General features: G+C 63.7%; 13 protein-coding genes and 1 pseudogene. 8 read left to right on the top strand and 6 right to left on the bottom strand.

The features are described from left to right. Positions 1-230: pseudogene (locus tag QNI87_RS15630) on the top strand (hypothetical protein); the annotation flags it as partial. Beyond that, positions 227-586, top strand: coding sequence for a hypothetical protein (locus tag QNI87_RS15635; protein WP_300598286.1), 360 nt, complete (start codon positions 227-229; stop codon positions 584-586). The pseudogene QNI87_RS15630 and the gene QNI87_RS15635, both read left to right, overlap by 4 nt. Before the next feature lie 12 nt (positions 587-598). Here QNI87_RS15635 and QNI87_RS15640 read toward each other — a convergent pair whose 3' ends face one another. From QNI87_RS15640 to QNI87_RS15655, 4 genes are all read right to left on the bottom strand, one after another. Then, positions 599-2,092, bottom strand: a complete 1,494-nt coding sequence (locus QNI87_RS15640; protein ID WP_300598288.1) for an FMN-binding glutamate synthase family protein — start codon at positions 2,090-2,092, stop codon at positions 599-601. 113 nt (positions 2,093-2,205) lie between these two features. After that, the gene (locus QNI87_RS15645; RefSeq protein WP_300598290.1) at positions 2,206-3,516 is read right to left on the bottom strand and encodes a UDP-glucose/GDP-mannose dehydrogenase family protein; all 1,311 of its coding nucleotides are present in this window, start codon (positions 3,514-3,516) and stop codon (positions 2,206-2,208) included. 108 nt (positions 3,517-3,624) lie between these two features. Next, positions 3,625-4,437 (bottom strand): metallophosphoesterase family protein, encoded by an 813-nt coding sequence (locus QNI87_RS15650; protein ID WP_300598292.1) that lies wholly within the window; start codon positions 4,435-4,437, stop codon positions 3,625-3,627. Positions 4,438-4,632: 195 nt separating this feature from the next. Further along, positions 4,633-5,340: an SIMPL domain-containing protein gene (locus QNI87_RS15655; protein WP_300598308.1), complete on the bottom strand. Its 708-nt coding sequence runs from the start codon at positions 5,338-5,340 to the stop codon at positions 4,633-4,635. A 234-nt stretch (positions 5,341-5,574) separates the two neighbouring features. Here QNI87_RS15655 and QNI87_RS15660 point away from each other — a divergent pair, with 234 nt between their 5' ends. Then, positions 5,575-6,012, top strand: a complete 438-nt coding sequence (locus QNI87_RS15660) for a VOC family protein (protein ID WP_300598294.1) — start codon at positions 5,575-5,577, stop codon at positions 6,010-6,012. A gap of 20 nt (positions 6,013-6,032) precedes the next feature. On the opposite strand, the gene nhaA is transcribed toward QNI87_RS15660, so the two are convergent. Beyond that, positions 6,033-7,280, bottom strand: a complete 1,248-nt coding sequence (gene nhaA, locus QNI87_RS15665; RefSeq protein ID WP_300598296.1) for a Na+/H+ antiporter NhaA — start codon at positions 7,278-7,280, stop codon at positions 6,033-6,035. A gap of 88 nt (positions 7,281-7,368) precedes the next feature. On the opposite strand from nhaA, the gene QNI87_RS15670 reads away from it, so the two are divergent. The 5 genes from QNI87_RS15670 (at position 7,369) to QNI87_RS15690 (ending at position 13,710) form a co-directional block, all read left to right on the top strand. Beyond that, a complete protein-coding gene (locus tag QNI87_RS15670; protein WP_300598298.1) occupies positions 7,369-8,817 on the top strand; it encodes a glycosyl transferase family protein in 1,449 nt (482 codons plus the stop codon). Further along, on the top strand, positions 8,814-10,022 hold the full coding sequence (locus QNI87_RS15675) for a hypothetical protein (protein WP_300598300.1): 1,209 nt from the start codon (positions 8,814-8,816) through the stop codon (positions 10,020-10,022). The genes QNI87_RS15670 and QNI87_RS15675 overlap by 4 nt, the downstream gene beginning before the upstream one ends. A 118-nt stretch (positions 10,023-10,140) precedes the next feature. After that, the gene (locus tag QNI87_RS15680) at positions 10,141-11,061 is read left to right on the top strand and encodes a sulfite exporter TauE/SafE family protein (RefSeq protein ID WP_300598302.1); all 921 of its coding nucleotides are present in this window, start codon (positions 10,141-10,143) and stop codon (positions 11,059-11,061) included. Positions 11,062-11,132: 71 nt separating this feature from the next. After that, a complete protein-coding gene (locus tag QNI87_RS15685; protein ID WP_300598309.1) occupies positions 11,133-11,855 on the top strand; it encodes a TIGR02186 family protein in 723 nt (240 codons plus the stop codon). A 142-nt stretch (positions 11,856-11,997) separates the two neighbouring features. After that, the gene (locus QNI87_RS15690; RefSeq protein WP_300598304.1) at positions 11,998-13,710 is read left to right on the top strand and encodes a DUF87 domain-containing protein; all 1,713 of its coding nucleotides are present in this window, start codon (positions 11,998-12,000) and stop codon (positions 13,708-13,710) included. 14 nt (positions 13,711-13,724) lie between these two features. Here QNI87_RS15690 and QNI87_RS15695 read toward each other — a convergent pair whose 3' ends face one another. Beyond that, entirely contained in the window at positions 13,725-14,462 is a 738-nt protein-coding gene (locus tag QNI87_RS15695) for a 7-carboxy-7-deazaguanine synthase QueE (protein ID WP_300598306.1), read from the bottom strand. Positions 14,463-14,524: the final 62 nt, after the last annotated feature.

Here is a 14,524-nt window from a genome sequence, read left to right on the forward strand (position 1 = left end):
TCGAGCGGGTCGATCCCGACGATCTGTCCGCGAGTTTTGGCGAGGGAGTGGAGCTACAGCGCATCACCGTCGAACTCACTGACGAACCGGTGACGACCGGAATTGAAGAGCGGTTGGGGTGGCTTGGCGAATACCCAGAGCCGAGCTTGAGGCCGGGACATGATCTTAAAGACTACAGCTTGCCAGCCACGCTCAGGCACGGTGATTTCCTTCGACGAGTGAAACAATGATGAACCGCGAAGTCTTTGTATCACTGCTTGCTCTCGACGCGTACAATCGGGGGTACGATCGTGGCGTTTTCGCGAATGGAAGTTCGACTGACGAGAATGAAGCCGGACGCAAGATGGGCAATGCGACGATTTTGAACGCTGATTTACCAGCTGGGTCAAAAGAAGCAGGCTTCTACGCCATCGCCTATGAGTGGCGGGACCCGGAAGATGGAGAGCTCAAGACCGTCATCTCCTATCGCGGCACAGACAAGTACGCTGAAGGCGTCCTAGACGGCTTCCTCATAGGCGCAGATTGCGAATGGATGCAATCGACCGACAGGAAGGGGCCTCAATGTTCTAGCTTCGCGGTCCGTTAGCGTCGAACGGCCTTAGGCCGCCGCGAACTTCGGTTCCTTCACCGGCGGGTACAGCTCATCGAACGGGCGTGAGCGGCCATCGGCGCACACGATCCGGACGTGATGGCGGTTCATTCGGCGCGGGCCGGGTACGCCGACGCTGTGCGCGATGATGCCGACCTCTTTCTTCATCTGGGCGACGAAATTGGCGACCCGCACCGCCTTGCTCGCAGGATCGAGGCCGCGCTGGAGATGGCGGTTGTGCGTGGTGATGCCCGTGGGGCAGGTGTTCTTGTCGCATCGCATCGCCTGGATACAGCCCAGCGCAAACATGAAGCCGCGCGCCGAAATCGTGAAATCCGCGCCCGCGCACAGCGCCCAGGCGACCTCGCTCGGCGTCACCAGCTTGCCGCTCGCGACGATGCGGATGCGTTCCTTCAGCCCAGCGCGGTCGCGCGCGTCGACCAGCATGGGAAGCGCCTCGCGCAGCGTCAGTCCGACATTGTCGATCAGCGCCATCGGGGCCGCGCCCGTGCCGCCATCGCCGCCGTCGACCGTGATGAAATCGGGCGCGCTCTCGGCTCCCCGGCGGTTGATCTCGGCAAACAGCTCATCGAGCCAACCATAGGCGCCGATCACCGTCTTGAAGCCCACCGGCTTGCCGGTCACCTCGCGGATGCGCGCGATCATGTCGAGAAGGTCTGCGTTGCTGCCGATGTCGGTGTGCCGGTTGGGCGAGATCGAGGCCTCGCCCGCGCGAATGCCGCGTATGGCCGCGATTTCCGCGCTCACTTTTTCGGCCGGCAGAATACCCCCTTTGCCAGGCTTCGCGCCTTGCGAAAGCTTGATCTCGAACAGGCGGACCTGTTCGTGCGCGGCCACTTCGCGCAGTTTGTTCTCGGACAGGTTTCCCTCCTCGTCACGCACGCCGTATTTGGCGGTTCCGATCTGGAAGACGATGTCGCAGCCGCCCTCAAGGTGGAACGGGGAGAGCGCGCCTTCGCCGGTGTTCAGCCAGCATCCCGCGCGCGCGGCCCCGTGGGAAAGAGCGGTGATCGCCGGGCGCGACAACGCGCCATAGCTCATGCCCGAAATGTTGAAGAAGGACGGGGCCTCGTAAGGGATGCGCGCGGTTCCCGCACCGATGACCATCGGGCGCGAGGGGGCCGCGTCGCGATCGAGCACGGGCCAGGGGCAGTTCACGAAGATCGGCGTTCCCACCGGATCGAGATTACGGGTCGAACCGAAGGCGACATTGGTCGAGGCGCCGGAGCTGGCCTCGTCCACCCATTCGCGCTGGGCGCGGTTGAACGGCATCTCCTCGCGATCCATCGCGAAAAAGTACTGGCGGAAGAATTCTCCCAGCTCGGACAGGATATGGCGCATCCGGCCGATCACCGGATAGTTGCGCCGCACCGCATCCGCCGTCTGGAACCGGTCGATCAGGAACAGCGGGATCAACGACAGCACGAACAGCGCGAAAACAAGGATCAGTATCGACGCGCCAAGGTCAATGAGAGCCATCATCGGCGCCTCCTCATCAAAAGAACGACGCCCGCTTTGTCACGTCCAGCCGTGTCAGGCGATCCCACGCGCCCCATTTGTAGGGCGGCGGGAAAGCCTGTCCAGTCGTAGCGCGCCTAGAGCCGCCCGACGCTCACATATTTGAAGCCCCGCGCGCGCACATCGTCGGCCGAGTAGATATTGCGCAGATCGACCAGAACCGGCTCGTTCGCCAGCTCGCGAACGCGGCCAAGATCGAGCGCGCGAAATTCGTTCCATTCGGTCACGATCACGACCACATCCGCGCCCTTTATCGCGCTGTAGGGGTCTTCGTGCATGGCGACATCCGGCATTAACGGCTTGGCGACTTCCATGCCCTCGGGGTCGAATGCGGCGACTTTCACGCCCGAATCGCTGAGTGTCTGGGCGATCGCGATGGACGGGCTGTCGCGCATGTCGTCGGTGTTGGGCTTGAAGGTGAGGCCGAGCAGCGCCGCCTTCTTGCCGCGCGCCGCATCCGCGCCGCCCAGCGCATCGAGCACTTTGCGGCCCATGGCGCGCTTGCGGCTGTCGTTCACCTTCACCACCGCCTCGACGATGCGGGTCGGGCTGTCGAAGTCTTCGGCCGTCTTGAGCAGCGCCAGAGTGTCCTTTGGAAAGCACGATCCGCCATAGCCCGGCCCGGCGTGCAGGAACTTGGACCCTATGCGGTTGTCCATGCCAATGCCCCGGCTGACATCCTGCACGTTCGCCCCGACCTTTTCGCACAGATCCGCCATCTCGTTGATGAAGGTGATCTTGGTCGCAAGGAACGCGTTGGCGGCGTATTTGATCAGCTCGCTGGTGCGACGGCTGGTGAACAGGATGGGCGATTCGTTGAGGAACAGCGGGCGATAGACCTCGCGCATGATTTCCTGACCGAACTCGTCCTCCGCGCCGATCACAATCCGGTCCGGGCGCTTGAAATCCCCGATGGCCGCGCCTTCGCGCAGGAATTCCGGGTTCGAGACAACCGCGAAGCGGTGCGGCGTGCCGGTGTCGCGAATAATCCGCTCGACCTCATCGCCCGTGCCGACGGGTACGGTGGATTTGGTGACGATCACCGCCTCGCCCGCCAGATTCTCGCCCACTTCCCTGGCGACCTGATGGACAAAGGTAAGATCCGCGTGGCCATCGCCGCGGCGGCTGGGCGTGCCGACCGCGATGAAAATCGCCTGCGCGCCCTTGATCGCTTCGGCCAGATCGGTGCTGAACGAAAGTCGCCCGGCCTCCACATTGGTCGCCACCAGATTGTCCAGGCCCGGCTCGTAGATCGGCATCACGCCATCGTGCAGCGCGGCGATCTTGCGTTCGTCCTTGTCGATGCAGACCACATCGTGGCCGAAATCCGCAAAGCACGCGCCCGACACCAGGCCGACATAGCCCGAACCCACCATCGCAATTTTCATACGCCTAAATCCCCATAACTGCTTGAAAACCCGCCCGGCCAAGCGAATGCGCGGCTAAGCCTGCGGGCGGCTTCCCAATCGAATTTGCCAATCGAATTCGGCCGCCTGTTATCCGCCGTGATCGAGGTGAACAATCTCAATTTCACCTGTGTCCCGCTCTAGGGCTTGTATGATACGGCGGCCCTCGCCTTCGAGCACCAGACAGGTGAGCACGCCCGAGCGAAAGGCGCCGGTGTCGATGCCTATGCGGTTGCCGCAATCCATCACCCGATCGAAGATCGTGTGTCCGTGCACCACCACCTTCTCAAGCGGCCCTTCGTGGGTGAGAAACCGGTCGCGAATCCACAACAGGTCGCTGCGCTTTTGCTGATCGATCGGCAGAGCAGGGTCGATCCCGGCGTGCACGAACAGATAATCGCCCGCCGCGATGCATTCCTCGAAAGCCTGAATGTATTCGATATCGGCTTTCGGCACGATCGTAGGGATGAGCTCGAACAGCTCTTCAAGCGTCAGCGTCATGAGCTGTTCGCGCGACAGGCCGTAGGACAGGAAGGTCTCGCGCCCGCCGTGTTTGAGGAAGTGGCGCAGGATATCGGGCTTTTCGAACGCGGTGAGGAACATTTCCTCATGGTTGCCCGCCAGCACGCGCACGGCGCGCTGGCCTTGCCATTGCCGTGTGCGCTCGATCACTCCGGCGCTGTCGGGACCGCGGTCGACCAGATCGCCCAGCAGGACGACCTGCGTGTTCGACGGGCCTTGCATGGCATCGTCTGTCTCGATCGCCTCGATCAGCGTTTCGTACAAATCCCTGCGGCCATGAATGTCGCCGATGACATAATAGCGCGTGCCCTGCGGAACGGAGGGCAATCTGGCCGCGTCTTTGGGAGAAGACTGGAAGATGTTGCGGAGCGCGTCGAGCATGGGGGCTTTGGTTATTGCTCTGATAGGGTTCGAGGGATCGCGGGGCCGTAACCGCACGCTTTCGCACGCCATTAGGCCGAAGCGCGCGTAACAGCAAATCGCGCCGCGTCTTGATGCGATGAGCGCGCCCGTCTTTGGGTCCGTCTTTGGGTCCGTCTTTGGGTCCGTCCCAGGGGCCGTATCGACCGCGCGCGGTCAGTCGAGCGAGAAGTTCACCGTGGTCACGACGCGCACCTTTTTGAAGGGGCTATCGGCCTGACCCCAGCCCGCGCCCGAGCCATCGCGCGCCTCGATCGAGAAATAGCCTTGCGTCGCGCTTTTGATCGCGCCGACGCGGGCGCCGGAATCCTGGGCGAATTGTTGCGCCGACGCGCGCGCGTCGCGGGTGGCTTCAGCGACCATATCGGGCTTGATCTCGTTGAGTTTGGTGAAGGTGTAGCTCATGCCCGACCCCTCTTCGAGCAGGACACCGCGGCTCACCAGATCGAATTGCTTCGCGACTGCCTTTTGCGCCAGGGCGATGTCCCGTGTGCGCAGGGCGATCCGCTGGCGCACCGTGTAGGTGGTGACGCCGCGATTGGTGTAGCTTGAGACATTGGCGCCGGTGGGCTGGAGCGCGTCTTCGGGAAAATCCAGTTCGGCGAAGAACGCGCGAATCGTTTCGGTGTCGCGGCGCATCTTGGCCTGCGCGGTTGGCAGGTTCCCGGAGCTTGCCGAATAGGAAATCGTCCAGGTAGCAAGGTCGGCGGTGACGTCGCGCTCGGCAAGGCCGCGCACGGTCACGGAGCGGTCCGCCTCCTTGGCACGCAGCAGACCGTCGCCCAGCAGGTATCCTCCCGCGATCATCCCGATCGAGGCGATCGCGGCGGTGCCGAACCAGCGTGCGGTTGTCGAACCGTTCATCTCGGCCTTGTTAGCCGAAATTGGCGCTGGAATGGGTTGGGCATCGGCGTTCTCGCTCATCGGGTCCTCCTGCTGGTCCACCTGTCTTGGTGACGATGAAACGTGCATTATGTGCGATGAACTGTGTTTGAACGGACAGGCGATCTTTGGGCGCGAATCTGGCGCATTTCCTGGCGCTCTCGGATGTGTTTAATGAACGAAACCCCCTGTTTTGAGCCCGAAGCGAGCGATTCCATGACCAAATTTCTCCACTCCATGATCCGCATCACCGATCCCGCTGGAACGATCGCGTTCTTCAATCTGATCGGCCTTGAAGAAGTGCGCCGCTTCGACGTGGAGGCGGGGCGTTTCACGCTCATCTTTCTCGCAGCGCCCGGTGAAGAGGGCGTGGCGGAAGTGGAGCTCACGTATAATTGGCCGCCCGAAGACGGTTCGGAGCCCGAAACCTATGAGGGCGGTCGGAACTTTGGTCATCTCGCCTACCGGGTCGACGACATTTACGAGACCTGCCAGCGGCTCGCGGACGCAGGCCACACGATCCACCGCCCGCCGCGCGATGGTCATATGGCGTTCGTAAAGTCGCCCGACGGCATTTCGGTGGAGCTGCTGCAGGACGGACGGCTAGAGCCGCGCGAACCCTGGGCCAGCATGGAGAATGTCGGCTCCTGGTGAGCGCCCGGTGAGCGCCCGGTTCAGCTCGCCGGGCTGATCACGCCCCGATCGTCGCATTCCTCGGCTGGATGATTCGTCGTCATCCGCAGGACGAGATAGCCGACCACCGCCGAGACAGCCGATCCCAGCAGAATGCCGATTTTCGCCTCCTCTTTCAGGATCGGGTAGGCCGGGAAGGCGAGTTCGCCGATGAACAGGCTCATCGTGAAGCCGATACCGCACAGGATCGTCACGCCCCAGATCTCCACCCAGCTCGCGTTGTCGGGGCGCGGGGCAAAACCGCTCTTGTCGGCGACCCAGACGACCGACAGGATGCCCACCTGCTTGCCAAGGAACAGCCCGGCTGCAACCGCGATCGGAAGCGGATCGTAAAGGTTCTCCAGACCCAGCCCCTCGAACGATACGCCTGCATTGGCGAAGCCGAAGACGGGAACGACGAGATACGAACTCCACGGCGCAAGGCCATGTTCCAGCCTGTCGAGCATCGCGTCTCCATTGGGCTTTTGCAGCGGGATCGTGAAGGCTGCGAGCACCCCGGCAATGGTCGCGTGTATCCCGGTGTTGAGCACGCAATACCACAAGGCCACGGTAAGCAGGATATACGGCCAGTAAACGCCCACACGCGCGCGGTTGAGGCCGAACATGACGAACAGCACCGCCGCCGAAGCGCCTAGCCACATGAGGAAATAGGTCAGCGAATCGATCTCGGTGTAGAAGATCGCGATCACCAGGATCGCGCCAATGTCATCGACAATCGCCACGGTCAGCAGAAACAGCCGCAGCGAGGCCGGAACGCGGTTGCCCAGCAGGCCCAGCACTCCCATCGCAAAGGCGATGTCGGTCGCCGCTGGAATGGCCCAGCCCCGCGTGTAGTCGCCGCCTCCCGAGACGATCAGGAAGACCGCTGCCGGAGTGATCATGCCCGCCACAGCCGCCACCATCGGCAGGCGGCGCGCGGCGGGGTCGGCCAGGCTGCCGCTCACGATTTCACGTTTCACTTCAAGCCCGACGACGAAGAAGAAGACGACCATCAACGCATCGTTGATCCACAGGTGCAGGTCGTCGAGCTTCTTCACCGGCGTCCAGGGCAGGTGTCCATAGAAGAGTGCCTTGTACTCGGCTGAAAACGGCGAATTGGCCGCCAGCATAGCCGCCGCCGCGACGAGGATCAGCAACATCCCGGCGGAGGCGTCGCTGACAAACAGCGCGCGCACCGGCGCAAAAAAGCTTCGCAAAGGAGAGTGAGGCTTAGCAAACGTGTCAGTCATACTGCGCGCCTCCTTTGAGAATTGTTCAGCCGGTTGCAAGTCGAATCGGGTGAGGTTAGAAAGGAATTTCGACAAGCACGGGGGTCGCTTGGTCTTGGGGTATTATGATTTCTGGCAGTGGCTGGCGCTCGTCCAGCATGAACTGCTTCTGTTCGCCGGGGTTTTCTTCCTGATCGGCGCGCTCGATGACATTATCGTCGACGGTATCTGGATCTGGCTCAAGCTGACCGGTCGGGCCAAAACCCCGACCATCGATCGCCAAGCGATCGCCCAGCGACAGCTTAACGGACCGGTCGCCGTCTTTGTTCCGGCGTGGCGCGAGGCCAACGTCATAGGCGACACCATTCGCCATATGCTGGCCGTGTGGCCACAAGCCGATCTGCGTCTTTACATCGGGTGTTACCGCAACGATCCCGACACAATCGCTGCGGCCATGAGTGCGGCTTCGACGCTCGGCAGCGCGGGCGATAACCGGCTGCGCATCGTCATTCACGACCGGCTCGGACCCAGCACAAAAGCCGATTGCCTCAACCGTCTGCACCAGGCCTTGCGCGACGACGAACGGCGCAGCGGTCGCCTGTTCGAATGCGTTGTCTTCCACGATGCCGAGGACATGGTCGATCCCGCCGGGCTCAGCCTGCTGGATAACGCGGTGGCCCGGGGCGCGGACTTTGCTCAGCTTCCCGTCGAGCCCATGCCGCAGAAGAACAGCCGGTGGCTGGGCAGCCATTATTGTGAGGAGTTTGCCGAAGCCCACGGCAAGGGCATGGTTGTGCGCAGCGCAATCGGCGCCGCCCTTCCCGGAGCGGGCGTGGGCTGCGCCATCTCGCGCCGCGCCCTGCATCAGCTCTCGCGCGGCCGCCTCGATGGCACACCGTTCGAAGCCAATTCCTTGACCGAAGACTACGAACTGGGTCTCGCGGTCGACGCAATGGGCGGCGCCTCGCGCTTTGTGCGCGTGCGCGGCGAGGACGGAAGAATAGTGGCCACCCGCGCGTTCTTCCCGTCGAAACTCTCGCATGTGGTGCGCCAGAAGACCCGTTGGATCCACGGTATTGCCTTGCAGGGCTGGGACCGGGTCGGTTGGACCGGCAGCGCGGTGGAGACCTGGATGCGCGCGCGCGACCGCCGCGGGCCGCTGACCGCGCTGGTTCTGCTGGTCGGCTACACGCTGCTGGCGCTCACGCTCGTGCTGTGGGTGGCTATCGCCATGGGGAGCGCGTCCAAGGCGCCGGTATCGCCGCTGCTTGTATGGCTGCTGGCGGCAAACTTTGCCGCTTTCCTATGGCGCGTGGCCTGGCGCTTTGGCTTCACCGCTCAGACACATGGCTGGGCCGAGGGGATGCGCGCAGTGCTGCGCATTCCGTTCACCAATGTCATCGCGATACTGGCGGGCCGCCGCGCGGTCGCGGCTTATGGGCGTACTCTTCTCGGGCGCGCCGTGGAATGGGACAAGACGCCGCATTTCACGCACCCGGCCAGCGCCGTCGATCCTGACAATCGCAGCCATGCCAAGCCGCAGGAGAGCCTGACATGAGCCCGTCCGAACGCGCCATGCTGCTGGCCTACAAGGCAAACGCTCCGCGCCCGCGGCGCTATGGCGGTCCCTTGGCGATGCTGGGCCTCGTCCTCAGTGCGTGGGTGACGGGGCGCTCGGTGCTGTGGGAAAATCCGCTCCCTGGCCTCGATATCATTACCGAGGCAAAGCACCTTCTCGCCGAGACGAGCGCGCCACTTGTCGGCCCGGCTCCGCAAGGATTTGATGTGGCGCTGGCCCCGGACACGAGCTTGCGTCGTGCGGGGCGATCGCCGGATCGACAGGGCTTGGCGGGCCAAAGCCGCGTCGGTTTGCTGGCAGACAGCGGACCCAGCCCCGCCTTTGGCGAGGGGCCTCTCGACTTCGCCGGTGCGCATCACAATCTTTGGTATTCAGCGGTGACGAGCGACCCGCGCGGAGCTTCCTGGTATTCCAAGCGAGCGGCGTTTGAAGCGCCGCTGGCCGGTCAGGCGAGCGTTCCGGTATTCCCCGGCTCTCCTCCCTTCACCGGGCGCAGTCCCGCATCGGATCAGCCGAACCGCTGGCTGCTTGGCGTCTGGGCGTTCGGCCGCCAGGGTTCGGGCTCCGCCCCGGTCTCCCAGGGGCGCGTGCCGGTTTACGGCACCAGTCAGCTCGGCGCTCATCTGCAGTTTCGCCTTGCGCCCGACAGCGCGCGCGACCCGCGGCTGTACCTGCGCGCCTATCGCGCGCTGATAGACCGCGCCGAAACCGAGATCGCCGCAGGGGGCTCCGTGCGTCCCTTGTCCAAAGTTCCGGTGCGCGTTGCTGCCGAAGTGCGCGCGACGGACAACCACTTCGGTCGCGATGTGCGCCCGGCGGCCTTCGCCGTCACCGAGATACCGCCGCTCGACCTGCCGCTTGATCTGACCGGTGAGGTGTACGCAGGCGCAGGCTATGTCGCTGGCGACGCCAACACCACTTTCTTCGATGGTCAGGCCACGGTTACGCGGCGCCTGACCAGTCTTGATTTTCGGCGCGCCGATGACACGCGAATCAGCTTCGGAGGCGGAGCCTGGGGCGGGGCGCAGCGAGGCGCAAGCCGACTGGATATCGGGCCGACGGTGCGGGTGGATCTCGCTCTTGGCGCTGTGCCGGCTCGCCTTTCGCTTGATTACCGCGAGCGAGTGGGCGGGGATGCCGCGCCGGAATCGGGTGTGGCCGCGACGCTTTCGACCCAGTTCTGATCGGGCCGATCGCAAATCGCCTCCAGGTGTTGGCGCCGCTACGGTGCAAGAACCGGGACTTGCGCGCAGAACCCGCCTTCCAAGCGGCCTGCGCTTACGGTAATCGCCAGAGCCAGCCATGGACGTCTACCTCCCGATTGCCAACCTATCCGTGAATGGCCTTTACATCGTCCTCTTGGGCGGGCTGACCGGCATTTTGTCCGGCCTGTTCGGCGTGGGTGGAGGGTTCCTGACCACCCCGCTGCTCATCTTCTACGGGATCCCCCCCACCGTGGCGGCGGCGTCGGCGGCCACCCAGGTCACCGGGGCGAGCGTGTCCGGTGTCATCGCCCATTCGCGCAACAAGGGTGTCGATTACCGCATGGGCGCCATCATGGTTGCGGGCGGCGTTGTCGGCGCGCTGGTCGGTGCGGTGCTGTTCCGCCTGTTGCAGGCGCTTGGGCAGATCGATGTCGTCATCAACATTCTCTACGTCGTGATGCTGGGTGCGATTGGCGCGCTGATGATGCAGGAAGCGCTGACCGGCCTTTTGCCCAAGGTGAGCGCGGCGGGCGGCGCGCGCGAGACGCGGCGTCGCCGGCATCACCCGCTCGTTGCCGCGCTGCCCTATCGCTGGCGGTTCTACGCGTCCGGCCTCTACATCTCGCCCCTCGCCCCGCTCATTCTGGGTGCGCTGGTGGGCATTCTGACCATGCTGATGGGTGTTGGCGGTGGCTTCATGCTTGTTCCGGCCATGCTCTACATCCTGGGGATGAGCGGGAATGTTGTTGTCGGCACATCGCTGTTCCAGATTCTGTTCGTGACCATGGTGACGACGATGACCCACGCGGTGACGACCCAGGCGGTGGATATCATTCTCGCTGGCCTGCTGCTGCTCGGATCGGTGCTGGGCGCGCAGTTCGGCACACAGATCGCGATGAAAGCGCGGCCCGAAGTCTTGCGTCTGGTGCTCGCCGCCATCGTCCTCGCGATCGCGTTGCGGATGCTCTACGGCCTGGGCGTTCAACCCGATGAAGTCTACACGGTGGCTCCCCTGTGAAACCGGCCGCAAGCTCGGCTGTCACCGTGCCGGAGCGTCTGCAATTCGGCGCGCGCGCAGCGTTTCTCGTCTTGGCTGCGATCGGTCTCAGCGCGCAAAGAGAGCCCATCCTTGTCCCAGAGGTGAGCCAATCGCGCATCGAGGTGCGGCAGGGTTTCACCGGGGCAAACCTGCTCCTCTACGGCGCGGTCATTGCACCGGGCACAGAGCGTCCAGAATACGATATCGTCGTGGTGCTGAAAGGGCCGGCCCAGGCGATCCGTATCCGCGAGAAGGAACGCATTGCGGGGATCTGGATGAACGCGGGCTCGAGCGATTTTCGCTCCGCGCCGTCGTTTTTCGCGGTCGCCTCATCAAAGCCGATCGGCGAGCTCGTGGATGAACGCACCGCGGCCATTTTCGAACTGGGCACCCGCTTCATCCAGCTGAGTCCTGTGGGCGAGATCGAACCGATCGAGCAGGCGCGTTTTGCCAGCGGCCTTGTCGAGATGCGCCAGCGCGAGGGGCTCTACATCGAGGATCCCGACGGTGTGCGGATCAGCGAGGGGGTGCTTTATCAGGCGCGCATCGATCTTCCCTCCAACGTGACCACCGGCCCCTACACCGCCGAAACCTTCGCGATTGCTGGTGGCCGCGTGCTGGCGAGCGCGACCGCCAAGATCGAAGTGGTCAAGGTCGGGCTGGAGGGCCGCGTCGTGCGTGAAGCGGGACGCAACTCGGTGCTCTACGGCCTTTTCGCAATCCTCCTCTCGCTCAGCATGGGGGTGATCGCCGGGCGGGTGTTCAGCCGTTGACGCGTGCGGGCGGACGGTTTGGTGAGGCGCTATCGTTGACACGATCTTAACTCAGGCCACGCTAGGCCACTCTTGCAATCAATGAACGCACTGACGAGCGGGCCAGACCGGTCCGCCCGGGCGCACAGGGACGCAAGGCACGATGAGCGATATGAGCCAGCAGAACTTCGAACGCTTTACCGGTCTCAACGAAGCCGACAAGGGCGCTGCGCCGGCGGACGATCCCGCGGTCAGTGCGGCGGATACGACAGCGGCCAACGCGGCCATGCCGATCGGCGTGGTCCTGGAGATATCCGGCTCCAGTTCGCAGGTTGCCTTCGACCTTCAGCGCATGACCGAGTGTTCCGAAGACGCCGATCCCTCGATCGCGCTCGCCGGGCAGGTTGGCAGCCAGATCAAGATCAAGGTGGGCGACGGCTGGCTTTTGGCCAGCGTGCGCAACCAGCGCAAGGACCGCCGCTCGGAAGGCGGCGTGATCGCGGGCATCGACTTTCTGGGCGAGGGCGGCGAGGAGAAGCTGACTGGTCGCATCAACGGCTTCAAGCGCGGTGTCACGCGCTATCCGATGCCCGGCGCGATGGTCTATCCCGCCACCACCGAAGACCTGCGGCAGATCTACGCCAGCGACGGTCGCCCCAACATTCCGATCGGCAAGGTCTTTCCGACCAAGGACATCCGCGCAGGGCTCTACATCGACGCCATGCTGGGCAAGCACTTCGCGCTTCTGGGATCGACCGGCACCGGCAAATCGACGAGCGCTGCGCTGATCCTGCACCGCATCTGCGAGGCTGCGCCCAAGGGCCATATCGTTATGATCGACCCGCACGGCGAATACGCCGCGGCCTTTCGCCAATCGGGCCTGATCCTCGACGTTTCCAATCTGCAGATGCCCTACTGGCTGATGAACTTTGAGGAGCACTGCGAAGTTCTGCTTTCCAGCAGCGGAAACGAGCGGCAGATCGACATGGATATCCTGTCCAAGTGTCTGCTTGCCGCGCGCACGAAGAACCGTCTGGCCGATCAGATGGGCAAGATCACCGTGGACGCGCCCATCCCCTACCTGCTTTCCGATCTCTCGACGATCCTGCAGGATGAGATGGGCAAGCTCGACAAGGCAACCTCGAGTGCGCCTTACATGCGCATCAAGTCCAAGCTCGAAGAGCTCAAGACCGATCCACGCTACCAGTTCATGTTCTCCGGAATGCTGGTCGGCGACACCATGACCAACTTCATCTCCAAGGTCTTCCGCATGCCGGGCGATGGCAAGCCCATCTCGATCATCGACGTCTCGGGCGTGCCCTCGGACATCACCTCGACCGTGGTCGCGGTTCTCAGCCGGCTGGTCTTCGACTTCGCGATCTGGGGCCGCGATGAGAAGAGCCACCCGATCCTGCTCGTGTGCGAGGAAGCGCACCGCTATGTCCCCAACGAGAAGAACGCCGATGCGTCCTCGGTGGGCCGCGTGCTCAGCCGGATCGCCAAGGAGGGCCGTAAGTACGGGATCAGCCTTGGCCTGATCACACAGCGCCCTTCCGACCTTGCCGAAGGCGTGCTCTCGCAATGCGGCACGATCATCTCGATGCGTCTCAACAACGACCGCGACCAGGCGTTCGTGCGTGCCGCCATGCCGGAAGGCTCGCGCGGGTTTCTCGATTCCATTCCCGCCCTGCGCAACCGCGAATGCATCATCTGCGGCGAGGGTGTCGCGATTCCGATCCGCGTCAGCTTCGACACGCTGGAGGAGCACAAGCGCCCGGCGTCCGAAGACCCGAGCTTCGTCGAGCTATGGAACGGCGGCGGCGGCGAGGAGGAGATGGTGGAGCGGATCGTCATGCGCTGGAGATCGCAAGGGTAGAGCGCTATCGCACCTCACGTTCCGCGTGTGTCGCCATAGAGGTGAATATGCACCCGGTCGCTCATCCGAAAACCGTGCTCCAGGCACAGCTCGCTTAGCCACATCGCGCGCTCGCGCAGCGTTTCGCTATCCGTGCCTTCGGGCATCAGGAAGACGTGTCCCGGCTTGAAACGGTAGGTCCGCCGCAGCGACAGCACCTCGTCCACATCCTCAGGCTTTGCGATCACGAACTTGAAGAAGGCGCGGGGGTCGCTTGCATAGTGATCTAACCGCTCGGGGATCAGCGCCAGCTCGCCCGGATTGCCGCTGTGCGCGAGCTTGGGGCTGACATTGTACTGATCGACCCGGACGTCGACATGACTGCTTGCCTTGGTCGTCCCGTTGGTTTCGATCTCGACCTCGATATCGGGAAGCTCGGCCAGCATGTCCGCAAGCGGACCGCACTGCATCAGCGGTTCGCCGCCGGTGATGACCACCCGGTTCTGGCCCGTCGCGGCGATCCGCTGAGCGGCCTCCTTTGGGGAAAGCGACACCTGGTTCGCCTTTCGCTCGAACGTCGCCCCATCGCGGTGCGGCCGATTGTCGCCTTCGAACCGCCATGTGTAGGCGGTGTCGCACCACGTGCAGGCGAGGTTGCAGCGCGAGGTGCGGATGAAGGCAACCGGCGTGCCCGCGCTCGGCCCTTCGCCCTGCAGCGAGGCGAAGATCTCCGGTCCGCCGGTATCATCGGTCGCAAGGATCAGGTCCGCCATGCGTGCCTCTCACTCAACTCGTCGCGCGTAGAGAACGCCTGGAACACATGGAACACTGTCCA

The organism is Erythrobacter sp. (assembly GCF_030066995.1).
Taxonomy (GTDB): Bacteria; Pseudomonadota; Alphaproteobacteria; order Sphingomonadales; family Sphingomonadaceae; genus Erythrobacter.

What these genes read in the sequence shown, in the direction of transcription:
- QNI87_RS15655 (WP_300598308.1), bottom strand. Translation starts at nt 5,340, where the DNA reads ATGAACGGTTCGACAACCGCACGCTGGTTCGGCACCGCCGCGATCGCC.
- QNI87_RS15690 (WP_300598304.1), top strand. Translation starts at nt 11,998, where the DNA reads ATGAGCGATATGAGCCAGCAGAACTTCGAACGCTTTACCGGTCTCAAC.
- QNI87_RS15635 (WP_300598286.1), top strand. Translation starts at nt 227, where the DNA reads ATGATGAACCGCGAAGTCTTTGTATCACTGCTTGCTCTCGACGCGTAC.
- QNI87_RS15680 (WP_300598302.1), top strand. Translation starts at nt 10,141, where the DNA reads ATGGACGTCTACCTCCCGATTGCCAACCTATCCGTGAATGGCCTTTAC.
- QNI87_RS15645 (WP_300598290.1), bottom strand. Translation starts at nt 3,516, where the DNA reads ATGAAAATTGCGATGGTGGGTTCGGGCTATGTCGGCCTGGTGTCGGGC.
- QNI87_RS15640 (WP_300598288.1), bottom strand. Translation starts at nt 2,092, where the DNA reads ATGATGGCTCTCATTGACCTTGGCGCGTCGATACTGATCCTTGTTTTC.
- QNI87_RS15650 (WP_300598292.1), bottom strand. Translation starts at nt 4,437, where the DNA reads ATGCTCGACGCGCTCCGCAACATCTTCCAGTCTTCTCCCAAAGACGCG.
- QNI87_RS15675 (WP_300598300.1), top strand. Translation starts at nt 8,814, where the DNA reads ATGAGCCCGTCCGAACGCGCCATGCTGCTGGCCTACAAGGCAAACGCT.
- QNI87_RS15695 (WP_300598306.1), bottom strand. Translation starts at nt 14,462, where the DNA reads ATGGCGGACCTGATCCTTGCGACCGATGATACCGGCGGACCGGAGATC.
- QNI87_RS15660 (WP_300598294.1), top strand. Translation starts at nt 5,575, where the DNA reads ATGACCAAATTTCTCCACTCCATGATCCGCATCACCGATCCCGCTGGA.
- nhaA (WP_300598296.1), bottom strand. Translation starts at nt 7,280, where the DNA reads ATGACTGACACGTTTGCTAAGCCTCACTCTCCTTTGCGAAGCTTTTTT.